Annotated in this window: 15 protein-coding genes; 5 read left to right on the forward strand and 10 right to left on the reverse strand. The window is 62.7% G+C overall.

Annotated features, from left to right (window positions below; genetic code table 11):
* The first annotated feature begins 387 nt into the window (after window positions 1–387).
* Window positions 388–1,197, forward strand: a complete 810-nt coding sequence (locus F0P96_RS06665) for a M57 family metalloprotease (protein ID WP_151078060.1) — start codon at window positions 388–390, stop codon at window positions 1,195–1,197.
* A gap of 463 nt (window positions 1,198–1,660) precedes the next feature.
* Here F0P96_RS06665 and F0P96_RS06670 read toward each other — a convergent pair whose 3' ends face one another.
* The 6 genes from F0P96_RS06670 to F0P96_RS06695 form a co-directional block, all read right to left on the reverse strand.
* On the reverse strand, window positions 1,661–4,333 hold the full coding sequence (locus F0P96_RS06670) for a S8 family serine peptidase (protein ID WP_160620378.1): 2,673 nt from the start codon (window positions 4,331–4,333) through the stop codon (window positions 1,661–1,663).
* 100 nt (window positions 4,334–4,433) lie between these two features.
* Window positions 4,434–5,501, reverse strand: coding sequence for an NHL repeat-containing protein (locus F0P96_RS06675; RefSeq protein ID WP_151078062.1), 1,068 nt, complete (start codon window positions 5,499–5,501; stop codon window positions 4,434–4,436).
* Between the two features lie 105 nt (window positions 5,502–5,606).
* Entirely contained in the window at window positions 5,607–6,770 is a 1,164-nt protein-coding gene (locus tag F0P96_RS06680) for a zinc-dependent alcohol dehydrogenase (RefSeq protein WP_151078063.1), read from the reverse strand.
* Window positions 6,771–6,909: 139 nt separating this feature from the next.
* On the reverse strand, window positions 6,910–7,812 hold the full coding sequence (locus tag F0P96_RS06685) for an SDR family oxidoreductase (RefSeq protein WP_151078064.1): 903 nt from the start codon (window positions 7,810–7,812) through the stop codon (window positions 6,910–6,912).
* Between the two features lie 86 nt (window positions 7,813–7,898).
* Window positions 7,899–8,588: a peptidylprolyl isomerase gene (locus F0P96_RS06690; protein ID WP_151078065.1), complete on the reverse strand. Its 690-nt coding sequence runs from the start codon at window positions 8,586–8,588 to the stop codon at window positions 7,899–7,901.
* Between the two features lie 39 nt (window positions 8,589–8,627).
* Entirely contained in the window at window positions 8,628–9,236 is a 609-nt protein-coding gene (locus F0P96_RS06695; RefSeq protein ID WP_151078066.1) for a GNAT family N-acetyltransferase, read from the reverse strand.
* A gap of 101 nt (window positions 9,237–9,337) precedes the next feature.
* Here F0P96_RS06695 and F0P96_RS06700 point away from each other — a divergent pair, with 101 nt between their 5' ends.
* Window positions 9,338–9,970: a DUF2238 domain-containing protein gene (locus F0P96_RS06700; protein WP_151078067.1), complete on the forward strand. Its 633-nt coding sequence runs from the start codon at window positions 9,338–9,340 to the stop codon at window positions 9,968–9,970.
* On the opposite strand, the gene hemC is transcribed toward F0P96_RS06700, so the two are convergent.
* Together hemC and F0P96_RS06710 are read right to left on the reverse strand one after the other, a co-directional pair.
* Window positions 9,967–10,923, reverse strand: a complete 957-nt coding sequence (gene hemC / locus F0P96_RS06705; protein WP_151078068.1) for a hydroxymethylbilane synthase — start codon at window positions 10,921–10,923, stop codon at window positions 9,967–9,969. The genes F0P96_RS06700 and hemC overlap by 4 nt on opposite strands.
* A 68-nt stretch (window positions 10,924–10,991) precedes the next feature.
* Window positions 10,992–12,020, reverse strand: coding sequence for a hypothetical protein (locus F0P96_RS06710; RefSeq protein WP_151078069.1), 1,029 nt, complete (start codon window positions 12,018–12,020; stop codon window positions 10,992–10,994).
* 154 nt (window positions 12,021–12,174) lie between these two features.
* Between F0P96_RS06710 and F0P96_RS06715 the strand changes: the two genes are divergently transcribed.
* The 3 genes from F0P96_RS06715 (at window position 12,175) to F0P96_RS06725 (ending at window position 14,066) form a co-directional block, all read left to right on the forward strand.
* Complete coding sequence (locus F0P96_RS06715; RefSeq protein ID WP_151078070.1) at window positions 12,175–12,792, forward strand: class I SAM-dependent methyltransferase; 618 nt, start codon at window positions 12,175–12,177, stop codon at window positions 12,790–12,792.
* A gap of 34 nt (window positions 12,793–12,826) precedes the next feature.
* Window positions 12,827–13,270 (forward strand): hypothetical protein, encoded by a 444-nt coding sequence (locus tag F0P96_RS06720; RefSeq protein WP_151078071.1) that lies wholly within the window; start codon window positions 12,827–12,829, stop codon window positions 13,268–13,270.
* An 82-nt stretch (window positions 13,271–13,352) separates the two neighbouring features.
* Complete coding sequence (locus F0P96_RS06725) at window positions 13,353–14,066, forward strand: TIGR04283 family arsenosugar biosynthesis glycosyltransferase (protein WP_151078072.1); 714 nt, start codon at window positions 13,353–13,355, stop codon at window positions 14,064–14,066.
* A gap of 7 nt (window positions 14,067–14,073) precedes the next feature.
* Here F0P96_RS06725 and F0P96_RS06730 read toward each other — a convergent pair whose 3' ends face one another.
* Window positions 14,074–15,216, reverse strand: coding sequence for a DNA polymerase III subunit (locus F0P96_RS06730; RefSeq protein WP_151078073.1), 1,143 nt, complete (start codon window positions 15,214–15,216; stop codon window positions 14,074–14,076).
* Between the two features lie 24 nt (window positions 15,217–15,240).
* Window positions 15,241–15,513 (reverse strand): hypothetical protein, encoded by a 273-nt coding sequence (locus F0P96_RS06735; RefSeq protein ID WP_151078074.1) that lies wholly within the window; start codon window positions 15,511–15,513, stop codon window positions 15,241–15,243.
* Between the last annotated feature and the right edge of the window lie 15 nt (window positions 15,514–15,528).

The following is a 15,528-nucleotide window of genomic DNA, read 5'->3' on the forward strand; positions in this document are numbered from 1 at the left end:
TAACAAAGATAAGAAAACGGGCGCGGCAAGGCGCCGCGCGTCGTTGGGATGCGCCGATTGCTCTTTTTGCGTTGTGGCGCCTTCGGATGCCATGCCGGGCTACAGAAGCTGTTAGGGCAATTCCGTGCCAATTGTACTACGCCAACGAAGCAGCAACGATGGACCCAGAATTCATTTTGTTTTCACTTATGCAATAAATACAAATATAAACTTGGCTTAATATTAAGGACTAACCCCTCTGAACTCCGCTATGAATACATGAGCGCGCGCACGCATACCGTTGAAACATTTACAAGGTTCCACTAAAAAAATTTTGTTATTCTGAATTTTAGTCCGACTTTTTGGTCGTTCTTTTCACCAAACCCAACCAAACCAACCAAAACCTCTATGAAGCTTACCCAAATTTTACCCGCTCTGAGCATTGCTGCCTTCTCAATGGTGGCCTTCTCCTCGTGCCAGAAGAAAGAAGAAGTTCTTGCTAAAGACCAAATTTCGAAAGACGAGTTATCCAAAATCCAAGCACTGGGCTTTACCTCGGCCGACGCCAAAAAAGTGGACGACGGTATTGTGGTGGAAGGCGACATCCTGCTGACTAAGGAAGTGCTGGCCAGCAAGCCGGAGAGCCAACTGCTCCGTGTTGGCGAAGATGAGCAATACCGCACCACCAACTTGGTACAGCGCCTGCCCCGCACGCTGACGGTAAAACTGATCGGCAGCTTCCCTTCTGCCTATGTATCGGCTGTGGATGAGGCCATCCGCCGCTACAACGCGGAGAACCTGCAGCTTCGCTTTACGCGCATCACCGGCAGCACCTCTGCTGATTTGCCCATTACTTCGCAGTACCTGGGTGCTGGCATCCTGGGCCAGTCGGGTGGCTTCCCCTCGGGTGGCAACCCCGCTCCTGGCTTCAAACTGTCGCCGAGCGTAATCAACAGCACCAACGTTGGCTACATTGCCACCATCATGGCGCACGAAATGGGCCACTGCATTGGCCTGCGCCACACCGACTATTTCAACCGCGCATACAGCTGCGGTGGTGCAGCCTCCAACGAAGGTGCCAGCACGGTAGGCGCTATTCTCATCCCCGGTACGCCCTCGGGTGCCGACCCCAACTCGTGGATGCTGGCCTGCGTTGGCAACGGTGTTAGCCGCCCGTTCAACTCCAACGACCGTATTGCCCTCAACTACCTCTACTAAGCCTCGCCGCTTAGCAGAACGCGAAACGTCCCCTGGCTCGGCTGAGCCAGGGGACGTTTTTTGTTACCTAATACCGTGCTATACTGCCTGCTTGCTTGTAGCAATGCAGACTGTACCGTTCTAAGCCGTACAGAGAATTGCGTTCTGCTGGCTTTAGGGTGAAGTAAAACCGCTTTATTCACCTCAGCCCCGCCCTATTCGCTCCGTTGAGCTAGCAGTATTGGCCTATGGGCGGATCGTGAGGAAACACTTCACCAGCGAGGCGAGCTTGCCTGTGTGGACAGTGAGGAAAAAGGTCTGTTTGGATAAAATTGATACGTCATGCTAAGCGCAGCCGAAGCAACGCTACCGCTTCGTTGTGTCTTTCGGTAACGTTGCTTCGACTGCGCTCAGCATGACGTGCTTTTTTTGCCTCCACGCGCCTAAGTGTAGCCGTTGGTAGTAAGGCAGGTCCGGCGACGTTTTATAGCACCAGGATGCGCCGGGTTACTTCGCGGCCTCCCGGTATGCTTACCCGCAATAGATAGGTGCCGGACTTCAGTCCGTAGGTATCCAGCTCTTTGATGATGCTGATGTCGGTTGTTACGTCGCGTTGCAACCGGCCCAGTACATCGAACAGGCGCATGCGTAACGCTTGCTCGGGAGGACCGACTACAAACAGGGGTTCCCCGGCGGTTACCGGAACCGGATACACCAGCACATCGGCCACGGCGGGCACGAAGTTTACGACTTCAGTCTGGCTGTAGAGGGTTTGGCCCGTGCTGAGTTGCAGGCGGGTGCGGTATTCGGCCCGGCCCAGCTGCGGCTGCGGATCGGTGAGCAGGGTTGTCAACTGTAAGTTGGTGGTCAGGCTTTGCACGGCGGAAAAGCTACCATCGGGATTCCGTCGTTCCAGCGCAATGCTCTGCAAGCGGTAGGTAGTGCCCAGCGTGAGGTTGAACTGAACCGTGTCCATCACCTGCTGCTTGGGCAGGAAGGAGCGCACGTAACACCCGTAGTAACTCTGGGTCACATCCACGGTACTGCTCCGCTCCCCTACCCGACTTTGCACAACGGGAGCCACGGCGTAGTAGCGGGCTGTGGCTTCGGTGGTGGTGAGGCGCAGGGCGGTATCGGGCAGCAAGCGGAAGGGCTCCAACTGGGTGGCGCCTAGCCGGTACACTTGGTACTGAGTGGCGCCGGGCACCGGGGTCCAGGTGAGCAGCGTTTCATCGGCGCAGGCATAGGCCACATCCAGCAGCAGTGGTTGGGCTACGAAAAACGTATCGGAGGCAACGGCCCCGGCAGCGGTGACGAAGCGGAGCTGAGCGGCTGCCGGGGTACTAGGGGCCGACCAGCGCAAAGTTTGCCGGGCTAGATCAACGGAAGTACTAATGGTGGTCCAGGTAGTTTGCCCTACGACCTGGTATTCCAGCCGGGCGTCCGTGGCCGGGCCGGCCCACTGCCAACGCAGCAGCGCCTCTTCCCCGGCCCGCACGTTGCGCGCTTTTGAGGGGTGAAGCCAGGTAAGGCCGTTTTCCAGTTCGTAGGCCACGTTGAAAGCTTGCGGCCCTTGTCCCAGTTGGTAGCCCCGCACGCGCAGTTCGTAAGTGCCAGCCGCGGGTAGGTCCAGCGTAATCTGTTCGGCGTTGTCGCGGTGGTTGGGGCGGCGGCGGGCGGGCTGGGCCAGCGAATCGAGGTGGGGATAGGCGCTGAGCGTCCACGGCAGCCAGCTTTGGCCATCGGCGGGCCGGGCGAGGGTCAGGTCCAGGTCGTTGACAAGGGTCGTAGCGGCGTTGGCGGCGGCTTCCGGGTCCGTCCAGGCCAGTGTGATTTTGAGGCGGTGGGTACCGGCCGGCACCGTCAGCGGAAACACCTGTTCCTGTCCCTGGCCCACGCTCCCTGCCACAAAACGACCGTCGAGCATGGTTTGCACCGCCCCCAGCGCGTCGGCCTGGCCGTAACCTGCTACGAAATCCACGTTGGGCCGCCCGGTATCGTCGGCCGAGTTCAGTAGGGCGGCCCGCACCAGCGCCGAGGTGGGTAATGTGCCGTGCCGCTCCCGGTAGGCGTGCTGGGCAAGTAGACTGATGCCCGACACCAGCGCCGCCGCGTCGGAAGAACCGCCGCTGCCGTAGGCCACCAGCTCGGGCTTCACCCGGCCGTCGGCGGCGGGGCCGCGGGAGCTGAGCGCCACCACTTGCCCCAGGGCATCGGTATTGCCTACGCTCAGGCTGTTTTTGGCGTTTTTGAACTCGCCGGTGAGGTTGGCTGTGTTGGCCAGTCCGGCATAGGTGGTGCCCGCAGCGCCGGGCTGGTTGCCGATGTTGCCGGAAGAAAATACGTGCACCAAGGCCGGGTATTGCCGCGCCTGCGCGTCGTAGGCACGGGCTTCGAGGCCGTAGAAATTCTCCACGCCCACGTTCACCCCGTAGGAGTGATTTTGCACCGAGACGCCCTGCGCCGCCAGTGTCGCGCCGTTGTCGGGCAATAAGTTGCGGGAACTGGCTTGGGCGATGCGCGCCTGCCAAGCCGCGCCTTTGCCGTTGGGCGACGAGTTGCCGGCTCCGGCAATAAGCGTGGTCATGATGGTAGAGTGCGCATCAAGTACCTGCGCCTGCGGGTCAGGGTTGACGAGGCGCCCCTTGAAGTCGATGTCGGTTTCGTCAATGGGGTCTTCCTTCACCGAAACCGTCAGTCCCTGGCCCGTAAGCTGCGGGTAACGGGCGTGCACGGCGGTTATTTTGTTGGCCATGAGGTCAGCGCCGTTGAGTTGGCGCTCCGGCCGGGCCTGGCGGTCGGCGGCCTGTACAAAGCTCACGTAGGGGCAGGCCGCCAGCGCGGTGGCTGTGGCGACTCCTTGCACGGTAAACAACTGCGCATCGGTAGTGGCCTGCAGGTGGGCGCCGGGCAGGTGCTGGGCGGTCCAGCGGCGGAAGGCAGCAACATCCAGAACCTGTACGCGGAAAGCAGCGGCCCGCGGAACCAGCTGCAGCGGCGGCGCTAGTTTTGCCGACAGCGCGGCGCGGGCAGCGGGCGTTTGGGCGTGGGAAGCGGACAGCAGCGCGGCGGGCAGCAGCACCGCCAAAGCGGAGCGAAACAGTACGGTTTTCAGAGCGGTGGTTTGGTAAGGCGCAAAATCAACCGAGCAACGCACGCGGCCCAGGTTGATGGCAGGAGCAGGAGAATGGCTTTCAAGATACGAAAGCCAGCCGACGCGTGCACGGCATTCCGATCCTTTAGCCCCCGCCATTCACCTAGCGAATTACCCGCACGGTATGGTTGCGCCCGTCGGCTACGTACACGGCCCCGCCGGGCCCTATGGCCAGCCCCAACGGGCTTTTGAAGCGGGCCGCGGCCGCTGATCCGTCGGCGCTGCCTGGCGAATTGGCGTCGCCGGCCAGGGTGCCCACCTGCCCAGTGGCAGGGTTGATTTGCCGAACCACCATGCCAGCCGCATCGGCCACATACAGCGTGCCGCTGGCGCCCAGGGCCATACCCGAGGGCGCCCCAAACCGGGCTTCCGCGCCGGTACCGTCGGCGTTGCCAAATTTGCGGACCTTGCCGGCTAGGGTGCTCACGGTGCCGTCAGCGCCGATACGGCGCACGGTCATGTTGCCGTTGTCGGCTACGTAGAGCGCGCCGCTGGCTTCGACGGCAATGCCGTAGGGGTAGCGGAAACCGGCCGCCGTGCCCGGGCCATCGAGGCTGCCGATGCGCTTGGGGGTACCGGCCAGCGTAGTCACGGCACCGGCGGGACTGATGCGGCGCACCGTGTGGTTGTAGGTATCGGCCACGAGCACGTTGCCTGCGGCGTCGACGGCCAAGGCGTGGGGCTGATTGAACCGCGCGGCGGCCCCCACACCGTCGGCGGTGCCGGGAAGGCCGGCAGCTCCGGCCAGCGTAGATATTGCCCCATCGGGCGTGATTTTGCGAATGACGTTGTTGCCGGTGTCCGCTACGTACAGAGTACCCTGCGCATCCAGAGCCAGACCGACGGGGTTGAACAGCCGGGCTGCGGGGCCGATGCCGTCGGCGAAGCCTTTCTGCCCGGCGGTACCGGCCAAGGTGCTGACTTGGCCTGCGGCGGTGATTTTGCGAATGACATGGTTGTCGGTATCGGCCACGTACACGTTGCCGCCGGCGTCTACTGCCACGCCCATGGGGCGGCTGAAGCGGGCAGCCGCGCCCGCGCCATCGGCGCTGCCCTTGCTGCCCGCCGTACCGGCCAGGGTACTAACTGCGGCGGACGTAGCGGATTGGGCGGCGGCTCGGGTCAGGAGCGTGCACCACAGCAGCAGTAAGAACTGATAACGCAGAAGCATAACTCGAACAGAAAAGGCCGCGCAAGGTAAGGCCCGGACAACAAGCACCCCGGCCGGTGCGGCCGGGGTGTTTCCTGAAGTAGTCGAAAAGGTTGCCGACGACAGCTAGGGCTTGAGCACTACTTTGGTGCAGTTGTCCTTCTTGTTGCGGAAGATGTCGTAGCCGTGCGCGGCTTCGGCCAGCGGCAGGCGGTGCGAAATGACGTCGTCGAGCTGCACCTTGCCGTCGATGACGTACTGCAGCAGCGTATCGATGTGCTTGTGGGCAGGGGCCTGCCCGCCACGCAGCGTAATGCCTTTGTCGAAAAACTGGCCCAGGGGGAAGTTGTCGAAATACGCACCGTACACGCCCAGCACCGACACGTTGCCCCCGCGACGCACGGCGCTCATGCAGGCTTCCAGCACTTTGGGGGAGCCTTTTTCAAAGTTAATAACGGCCTTGGCGCGGTCCAGCAGGTCGCGCTCGGGCTCGAAGCCCACGGCCTCCACGCACACGTCGGCACCGCGGCCGCCCGTCAGGGCGCGGATTTCTTCAATCACCTGCTTCCGGTCTTCCCACAGGATGGTTTCCACGTTGGCCGTGGCCCGGGCTTTGTCGAGGCGGTACTGTAGCACGTCCACGATGACTACGCGGCCCGCGCCGCGCAGCCAGGCCGATTTGGCGGCCATGATGCCCACCGGACCGGCCCCGAAAATGGCCACGAACTCGCCGCCCTTCACCTCGCCCCAGTCGATGCCGCTGTAGCCGGTGGGAAAGATATCGGTGAGGAACAGGGCCTGCTCGTCGGTAAGCGAGTCGGGAATGACGCGGGGGCCGTAGTCGGCGTAGGGCACACGCACGTACTCGGCCTGCCCGCCGTTGTAGCCGCCGTAGAGGTCGGTGTACCCGAAGAGGGCGCCGCCTTTTTCCGTCAACACGCCGCCTTCGGGGCCGTAGTGGTCGGGGTTGGAATGCTCGCAGTGGCCGGGCAGGTCGCGGTTGCAGAAAAAGCAGGTGCCGCAGGCTATCGGGAAGGGCACCACTACCCGGTCGCCCACTTTCAGCTTGCCGCCCACGCCTTTGCCCACTTCCTCCACAATGCCCATAAACTCGTGGCCCAGCACCATGGGCCGGGGCTGCGGAATGCCGCCGTTGTAGATGTGCAGATCGGAACCGCAAATGGCGGTGCTCGTCACCCGGATAATGGCGTCGCGCGCGTCTTCAATCTTCGGGTCGTCGACCGTGTCGACTCGCACGTCTTTGATGCCGTGAAACACTAATGCTTTCATAAAAAGGTGGTTTGGTTGTGGAAAAGAGGACGACAAGGAGCACGGAGGCTAACGGACCGATTCCGGCCGAGGTTACCTAAAACCGCAAGCCCGACCGCAGCGGCTACGGTCGGGCTCGTCTGAGAAGGCCAGTGAAGTATCAGCCTGCCTGGGCCGATACAATGCCGATGCCCTCGGCGAAGCTGTGCGGCTGGTAGCCCAGCTCACGCGCGGCCTTGTCGATGACGAAACCGGTGCGCAAGGGGCGCTGGGCCGGTTGCGAAAACGTGCTGGCGTCCACGCGTTCGATCAGGCTGGCATCGAGCGAGAAATAGGCGGCCACGCGCTGGGCAATGTCGTAGGGCGTGAGGTACTCGCGGCCCGACAGGTGGTAAATGCCCTGCGCATCGTGCCGGGCCAGCAGCCAGCAACCTTCGGCCAGGTCTTCGGCCAATGTGGGCGTGCGCCATTGGTCACTGACGACTTTGATGGGCTTGCCGGCGCGCAGCGAGTCGCGCACCCACAGCACAATGTTGGTGCGGCCGCCGCCGTGCACCACCCCGTACACCAACACCGTGCGCGCAATGGCCCAGCGCAGGTCAGGCACGCGCTGTACGGCCTGCTCGGCGGCCAGCTTGCTGCGGCCGTAGTGGCTGATGGGGTTGGGCACGGCATCTTCCGCGAGCAGGCCGCGGGAACCGTCGAAGATGAAATCGGTGCTCAGATGCGTGAGATGCACGCCGTGGGCAGCGCAGGCGCGGGCCAGGTTTTCGGTGGCCGTTACATTCTGCCGCCAGCAAGCGTCCTGGTTCAGCTCGCACTCGTCCACGTTGGTCATGGCGGCCGTGTGCACCACGTGCGTGGGCTGCCATTCCCCAATAACGCGGTCGACCTGGGCGGCATCGGTCACATCCAGCACCGTGAAAGGCACCGTGGGAAATACATCGGCCAGGCGGTTGGCACCGCGGGCGGTGGCCAGCAGCGTCACGCCCGGCTGCTGGTGCAGCCGGCCAAGCAGTTTCTGGCCCAAAAGACCGTTGGAGCCCGTTATCAGCAGCCGCATAAAAGCAGAATTAGGGGTATTGAAAAGACAAATGGCTGGCTGCTCAAGCGTTGAACAGCCAGCCATTTGCCCGTGTGGTTAGCGGGTTATTGGTACTGGTATCCGTACAGTTCGGTGATTTTCTTCTTCTTCAACTTCTCCACTTTCACCGTCATTTTCACGGCCTCGGTGGGGCGGTCCATGTCGTTGCGGGCGGTTTTGGCAATTTTATCGACCACGTCCTGCCCCTGAATCACCTGCCCGAACACGGTGTACTGGCCGTCGAGGTGGGGCGTGCCTTTGGGGTTCTGCACGATGTAGAACTGCGACGACGAACTGGCGCGGGTGGGATTCACGAAGTCGCCCTGGCGGGCGGCGGCCACGGCCCCGCGCTTGTGCTTGTACTCGGGGCGGATTTCGGCCGGAATCGTGGGGTCGTTGGGCTGGCCCATGCCGTCGTTGTTCGGGTCGGCGTCCTTCGAGTTGGCGTCGCCCCCCTGAACCATGAAGTCGGGAATGACGCGGTGGAAAGTGGTGCCGCTGTAGAAGCCGTTTTTGGCCTTGTCGAGGAAGTTGGCCTTGTGCAGAGGCGTCTGGTCGAAGAGCACGAGGCGAATGTCGCCCAAGGCCGTGGCACCTTGCATCACGCTCAGCGTTACTACTTCGTCTTTCTTGCTGGGCTTGGGGGCCTTGGTTTTAACTTTCGATTCGGTGCGGGCGGCTTGCTGGGCCTGCACCGCCGGGGCCGAAAACAGGAGCAGGGCCGCAACAGCTGTAAAACGCAGGGTAGCGAACATAGGCAAAGACTAGGGGGTGAAACGTTTCAGAAGGCGAAACTACGCGGTTTCGGTGGAGCGCGCCACCCAGTCGGTACGCAGCAGGTCGAAGTAGTCGATGTCGACGTAGCGGCCGTCGTCGCCCTGCCGGAACTCGCGCCGCAGCCGGCCTCCGTGCACGAAGCCCAGCCGCAAGGCCAGTTGCCGGCTCCGTTCGTTGTCGGGCAAAATGCGGGCGAATACCTTTTCGAGGCGCAGTGCCTCAAACGCCGCTTCGCCCAGCACCGCCACCAACCCTTCGCGCAGCAGGCCCTGCCCCTCAAACGCGGCCCCCACGAAGTAGGCAACCTCGGCTTTGGGCACATCGAAGGGACTGCGCAGCACGTCGCGCAGGCTGATGAGGCCGGCACAACGGCCCGGCGCCGCTACCGGCCAGATTCCGTACTGAAACCCGGCGCCGATGGCCCAGTCGGCTTCGCGCAAGGCAATGAAAGCGGCGGCTGACGCCTCGTCGGTTACGGCGCCGAGGGTACGCGGGAAGTTGCGCAGCAGGCGCGGCGCTTCGCTCGTGAGCATGGCCCAGAGGGCGGGCGCGTCGGCGGGCTGCCACGGGCGCAGCAGCAGGCGCGGGGTGCATATTTCGGTGGGCGGCTGGGGGCGGTCGAGCATGGCAGCGGCAAAGAAGGAACTACGAATAAACCATTCTGCTGGCCGATGCGCACCGCCGTTTGGTGGCCGGCTGCGTACACGGCGCAACTTCTTCCTGCCCCATGCCCGACACCTCCCCTACCCGCTGGTTTCCGAAACTTCTGCTGGCCGCCTACCTGATGCTGTTTGCCGCGCTGTCCATCAACCCGTATAGCCGCGGTACTTGGGTAGCCGAAAACGCGCCCATTGTGCTCATTGTGGCGGCGCTGGTGGTGCTGCACGTGCGCGGCGTGCGCTTCAGCAACCTAGCCTACGCCCTCATGAGCGTGCTGATTTTTCTGCACACCATCGGCGGGTACTACACCTTCGAGCGGGTGCCGTTCGACTGGTTCAACCACCTCTTCGGCTTCAAGCGCAACATGTACGACCGTGTGGCGCACGTGAGCGTGGGCTTTTTCGCCTTCGCCATTCTGGAGCAAATCGACCGCACGGCTACCATTCGGGTGCGGTGGGTGGCTTATCTGTTTGCGCTGTGCGTCATCGGCACGGTGGCCATGAGCTACGAAATCATCGAGTGGCTCTATGCCGACCTGAGCGACCCCACGGCCGGCGCCGCCTTCCTCGGCAGCCAGGGCGACATTTGGGACGCGCAGAAAGACATGCTGGCCGACACCAGCGGCGCGGTGCTGGCGCTGGCCTTGTATGCGCTGACGGGACGTGGGCCCAAGCCGGGAACAGATTCGGTTCGCGCCTAAAACGTGCCCGACTCCGAGTGCCGATGCTCCCGGATGTCGGCCAGAATCTGCACGCCGCCGCGGCTTAGCACGGCTTCGGCCGTGGCGTGGCCCAGCTCTTCGGCCGCTTCGATATCGGTGGTGCTGCGGATTTCCTCCACGTACTGCTGCCCGTCGAGGCTGATGAGGCCGCCGTGCAGTTGCAGGGTGCCTTCGTCGGTGAAGGTGGCCAGGGCAAACGACGGAATGCTGCAGCCGCCTTCCATGGTGCGCAGAAAGGCCCGCTCGGCCCGCAGGCACACGTGCGTATCGGGGTCGTCGAGCAGGTTGCGCAGGGCCATTTTGCGGGGCAAATCCAGGTTTTTAGCGCATTCGATGGCCACCGAACCCTGCCCGGCGGCGGGCACAAACTGGGTTTCGGGCATCACATTCACAATCAGCTCGTCGTACTCCATGCGGTGCACGCCGGCAAAGGCTAGCACCAGGGCGTCGTACTGGCCTTCTTCGAGCTTGCGCAAGCGCGTTTGGAGGTTGCCGCGCGCTTCGGCCGTAATGGCCTGCGGGTAGTGGCGCTTGAGCATGGCACGGCGGCGGGTGCTGCTGGTGCCCAGCACAATGTCGGGCTGGTCGAGCGAAAACGAAGGATCGAAGCTCACGATAACGTCATTCACCTGTTCACGCTTCATGAAGGCCAGCAGCTCCAGGTCGTCGGGCAGGGTGCTTTGCACGTCTTTGGCGCTGTGCACGGCAATGTCGATTTGGCCCGTGCGCAAGCTTTCTTCCAACTCTTCCGTAAACACGCCCTTAGCCCCAATTTTATCGAGGGAGCGGTCGAGCACCACGTCGCCCTTGGTGGTGATGATGACGATTTCGGTACGCAGGCCGGCGGCGAGCAGCGTGTCGGCGACGTGGTGGGCCTGCCACAGCGCCAGTTTGCTGCCGCGGGTACCGATGCGGATGGGTAAATGCGACATAGAAAAGCAATCAACAGAAACGGCCTGCAAAGGTAGCGCGGCCGGGGCAACGAAACTGGTAATTCCGCTTAAAGGTGCTCTGTCCGCGGCTTGTGCAGCGGATTGGGCACCACGGTTTGCTTGGCCGCCAGCGTAGCCTTGTCTTCGGTGTACTTGTCGTAGATGCGCGGGTCAATCTTTTTGCGGTCGATGAAGAACAAGCCCGCGTTGAAGCCGCGCCGCCGCACCCACTCGTTTTCGATGAAGGCCACCAGCCGCTCGGGCAGGGTGTATTCGCCGGTGGGGGCGCCGTACCGGCCCAGAAAATACTGCCGGGCCTCCACGGCCGGGCGCACCCGGCCGCCCTGGCCGCGGCGCAGCCGGTCCACGTCGGCCATCCAGTTGCCGGTGATGATGTTCATGGCCGGATAGGGGGCGGGGTTGCCCCACATGACCTTTTTGCCCGGGCCGTTTACGTTGGCAAACCACGGAAACTGCGCCATCATGAAGCCCGAGAAGTAAGCGTACTCGATGGGGTCGTATTTGCGCTGCCGGAACACCAGCGTTACTTCGCGGCGCTCCTGGCGCACCAGCCGCACAAACTCGCGCCGAAAGGCCGCGTCGGCGAAATAGTGCTTGGCTTCGGCAAAATCGTTGAAGAGCAGCCACAGCCCGTTGCAGTGCACCACGCCGTGCAGGTAGTTGACGACGTGGGGCATGCGCCGCTCGGGCCCGTGCGGTATTTCGGGCAGCTGCGCCGATTTCTTCACCATCTCGGCCAGAAACCCGCCCACTTTCTGCATGATGTGCTCGTCGGATTCGGTGGCTATGCCGGGGGCCGGCTGGGTCCGAAACACCACGTTGCGCAGCCAAGCTAGTTCATCAGTGCCGGGGAGGCGGCCGGTGCACCACGGGTGGGTTTTGTCGATGAGGCCGGCGTGCACCTTCTGCACGTGCCAGAGCCGCAGCACGTGGTAGGCCCCAAGGGTATTGTGCACCACGTCGCCGCGCACGATGCTCACGGCGCCTTTCACATTGCGCGCCCAGTTGCGCAGCCGCCCGCGGGCAGGCGCAGCGGGTAGTTCCTGAAGCGTGTGGTACGGGGCGGGAATTTGCATACCAATAGACGATGAGGTGAATGACGGCGCAGAAGCAAGCCGGGTGAAGTGCCCGCCGAAAGCCAACGGCCGCTAGCCCGGCGGTGGTACATCCGTCCGGGCTTTTCGGTACATTGGCTTCCGCCTTAGGCGGGTAACGTGCCGGGGCCGTGCTATGTCGACTGCCTCGAACAATATTCGCTATTTCTTTTTCTCGCTGGTTTATGACCGCGCCCTGCAGTGGTTTTACCGCCCGCTCATTGCGCGGCTCATCGGCGAGGTAAACGCCCAGCCCGCCGGCCAAGTGCTCGAAATCGGCGTGGGCACGGGTCTGTCGCTGCCGTTCTACCGCCAGCCGCACGTCACAGCCATCGACTGCTCGGCGCCCATGCTGAGCGCGGCCCGGCGCAAGGCCAATGCCCTGCCCGACTTGCAACTGGAGCTGGTGCACGCCTCCGCCGAAGACTACAGCCCCCAGGCGCACCGTTACCGTCACATCGTATTTTGCAATACGCTGTCGGTGGTAGCCGACCCCGCGGCGGTGTTTCGGGCGTACTATGTGGCCCTGCCGGCAGGCGGCAACATCTATATCCTGAACCACTTTACGCCCGAGCGCGGTGTGTTGCGCATACTAGATCGGCTCTTGAAGCCGTTGGGCAACGTGCTCGGCTTCAAGAGCTATTTCCCACTCTCCAGCCTTGTGGGCCCCGACGCGCTGGCCCAGGCGCGCACCGTCCTGAGCGGCTATTGGGGCATTGTTCACATTCAAAAACTCCCTTATGCAAGTGCGTGATGCTCGGCGACTGGCCCTTCATTGCCTGCTGCCCATGCTCGTCAGTCTGGTAATTTACGTGTGCTTCCGCTCCCAGAAAACCATCGTCAACCAAGTGCTGCAACTGGTGGGCATCCGTCCGGCCCTGTGGCGGCTGACGCACGCGCGCTGGCTGGTGTACAACCTGCCGGGGGCGCTGTGGCTGTATGCTTTTCTGTGGTTCAGCTCTTTGCCGGGCCGTAAACTCCTGTACCTGCTACCGCTTTCCATGGCGCTGGGAATAGAGTTGCTGCAGCTTTTGCACATTACCGACGGCACTTTCGACCCGCTCGACGTAGCCTTTTACGGCTTGGCGGGGTTGGCTTTTGCGGCTTCGCAGCACCTGACCACACCCTGGACCTTGCCCGTGTTTCGCACCGCCACCCGCGCCCGTCTCTACCGGCTCACCTGGGTTAGCTTCGTAGCGGTGGTGCTGCTCTCCGATGTGTGGGTGCGGTAGCGCAGCGCCCCTGGATTTTGGCTTCAGCACAACCCCGCTTAGCCCGCCGACCTATTACTCTCTCCTTTAACCCCAACCGGTGATGCTATCGGTTATCATTCCTACCCTCAACGAAGGCCAGGCGCTGGCCGAGGTGCTCCGCCACGTGGCCGGTAATCTGGGCGTGGTGCCGCACGAAATCATCGTGTGCGACGGGGGCAGCCGTGACGACACCTGCGCGGTTGCCCGGCAGTACGGCGCCCAGGTGGTGCGCACCGAACGCCCCAGCCGCGCCGCCCAATTAAACCTGGGGGCCCAGCAGGCCGCGGGCGAACTACTGTACTTTCTGCACGCCGATACGCTGCCACCGCCTCGGTTTGGCGTTATTATCAACCAGTACCATGCCCAGGGTTACCAAGCTGGTTGTTTCCGGCTGCGTTTTGACTACCGCCACTGGATTCTGCGCCTGAGTGGGTGGGCGTCGCGCTTCAATGCGCACAACTTCCAGTTCGGCGACCAAAGCCTGTTCATGAACGCCGCCGCGTTTCGGCAGCTAGGCGGCTTCAACGAGGAGCTGCTGCTGATGGAAGACGTGGACATTGTGGGGCGCATCAAGCACCTTCACCGGTTTGTGGTAATGCCCTACGAGGTTCTGACCTCGGCCCGCAAATACCGTGAATATGGCGTGAGTCGCACCGAATTGACCCATCTGGCGGTATTCACGCTCTACAGTCTGCACGTGAAACAGCCCACGCTGGCGCACTGGTATCGAAAGCTGCTCCATAACCGGCGCAACAGTACCCGCAAGGCGGCGTAGACGCAGGCTACACCGCGGCGGGCAGGCGCAGGTACTCGGCCAACTGCAGCGACGTATCCACGAAGGTGATGCGCGGGTTGGCGTTGCGTTCGATGTGGAAATGGGCGTCGTTCAACTCGCGCACGAGGTCGTCGGCGTTCAGGCGGTGCACAAACTGGCAGAACCGGCTGATGAACGTCTGCTCTTGCGCCGGTAAGTGCGGCACCAGCTGCGGGTCGAGGCCGTAGAGCAGCACCTTGCGCGTGAGGCCGAGGGCGTACTGCAGAAACTCTTTCTGGTTTTCGCGCCCCATTTTCTGGAAGTTGTCGGCGGCAGCCACAATTTTTTCCAGGCTCAGGCCATAGCAGGCGCGCATCCAGTCGGCGTACGTCTGGAAATAGTCGTTGCCGCCGTCCTGGTCGCGGGCGGCCAGCGCGGCGCCCAGGTTGCCTTCGGTGAGTTGGGCCAGTTGCCGGGCCTTCACTTCGAGCACGCCAAACTGCCCAACCAAGTGCTGGGTGATTTCCTCTTCCCGAAACTGCCGCACGGGCACCAGCTGCACGCGGCTGAGGATGGTGGGCAGCAGTTTGTCGGGCTGCTGACACACCAGCAAGAACACGGTGGCGGGAGGCGGCTCTTCCAGCAGCTTGAGCACGGCGTTGGCGGCGGCGGGGTGCATCAGCTCGGGCAGCCAGACGACCACCAGCTTGAACTGCGCCTCAAACGCTTTCAGCGACACCAGCTTGAGCAGCTGCACCGCCTCGTCCTTCGAGATGTTGCCCTGCTTGTTTTCGGCCCCGATGTGCTGCATCCAGTCATTCAGGCCCTGGTAGGCGCCGCTCTCGGCCAACACAAACGTGCGCCACTCGGCCGCAAACTTGTGGCTGAGCGCGTCTTTGCTCACCGCCTTGGTGGTGGTGACAGGCAGGATAAAGTTCAGGTCGGGGTGCACCAGCCGGTCGATTTTGCGGCAGCTGGCGCACTGCCCGCAGGAATCCTGCGGCTGGCGGTTTTCGCAGTTCAGGAAAGCGCCGTAGGCCAGCGCCAGGGCCAGCGCGCCCGAGCCCTCGGCTCCGCGAAACAGCTGCGCGTGGGCCACGTGCTGGCGCTGCACGCTCTGTACCAGTACCTGCTTTACCTCGTTGAGGCCGGGAATATCAGCAAAACGCATCGGCGCTCCGGAGTTGAAATCGGCTTAAAAAAACGTGCGCAGCACCATGAACATGCCAATGCGCAGGGCCATGGTAACGGCCGCAATACCCATAGCAAACAACGCTTTCTGCACGATGGGCAGCGGCCGGCGCAGCACCCGTATCAGCAGCCAGATACCCAGGCCGGTGATGAGCAGCGACACCAGCCCGGCGCGCCACGAAATTCCAAAATCGAGCAGGCAGCCCCCCACCAGCGCGGCCACCAGAAAGGCAGCCATGCCGTAATCAGCCCCGCGCATTTGCTGCTCCTCGGCCATGTTCTGTGTGTTTAT

This window comes from Hymenobacter busanensis (genome assembly GCF_008727865.1).
Lineage (GTDB): Bacteria > Bacteroidota > Bacteroidia > Cytophagales > Hymenobacteraceae > Solirubrum > Solirubrum busanense.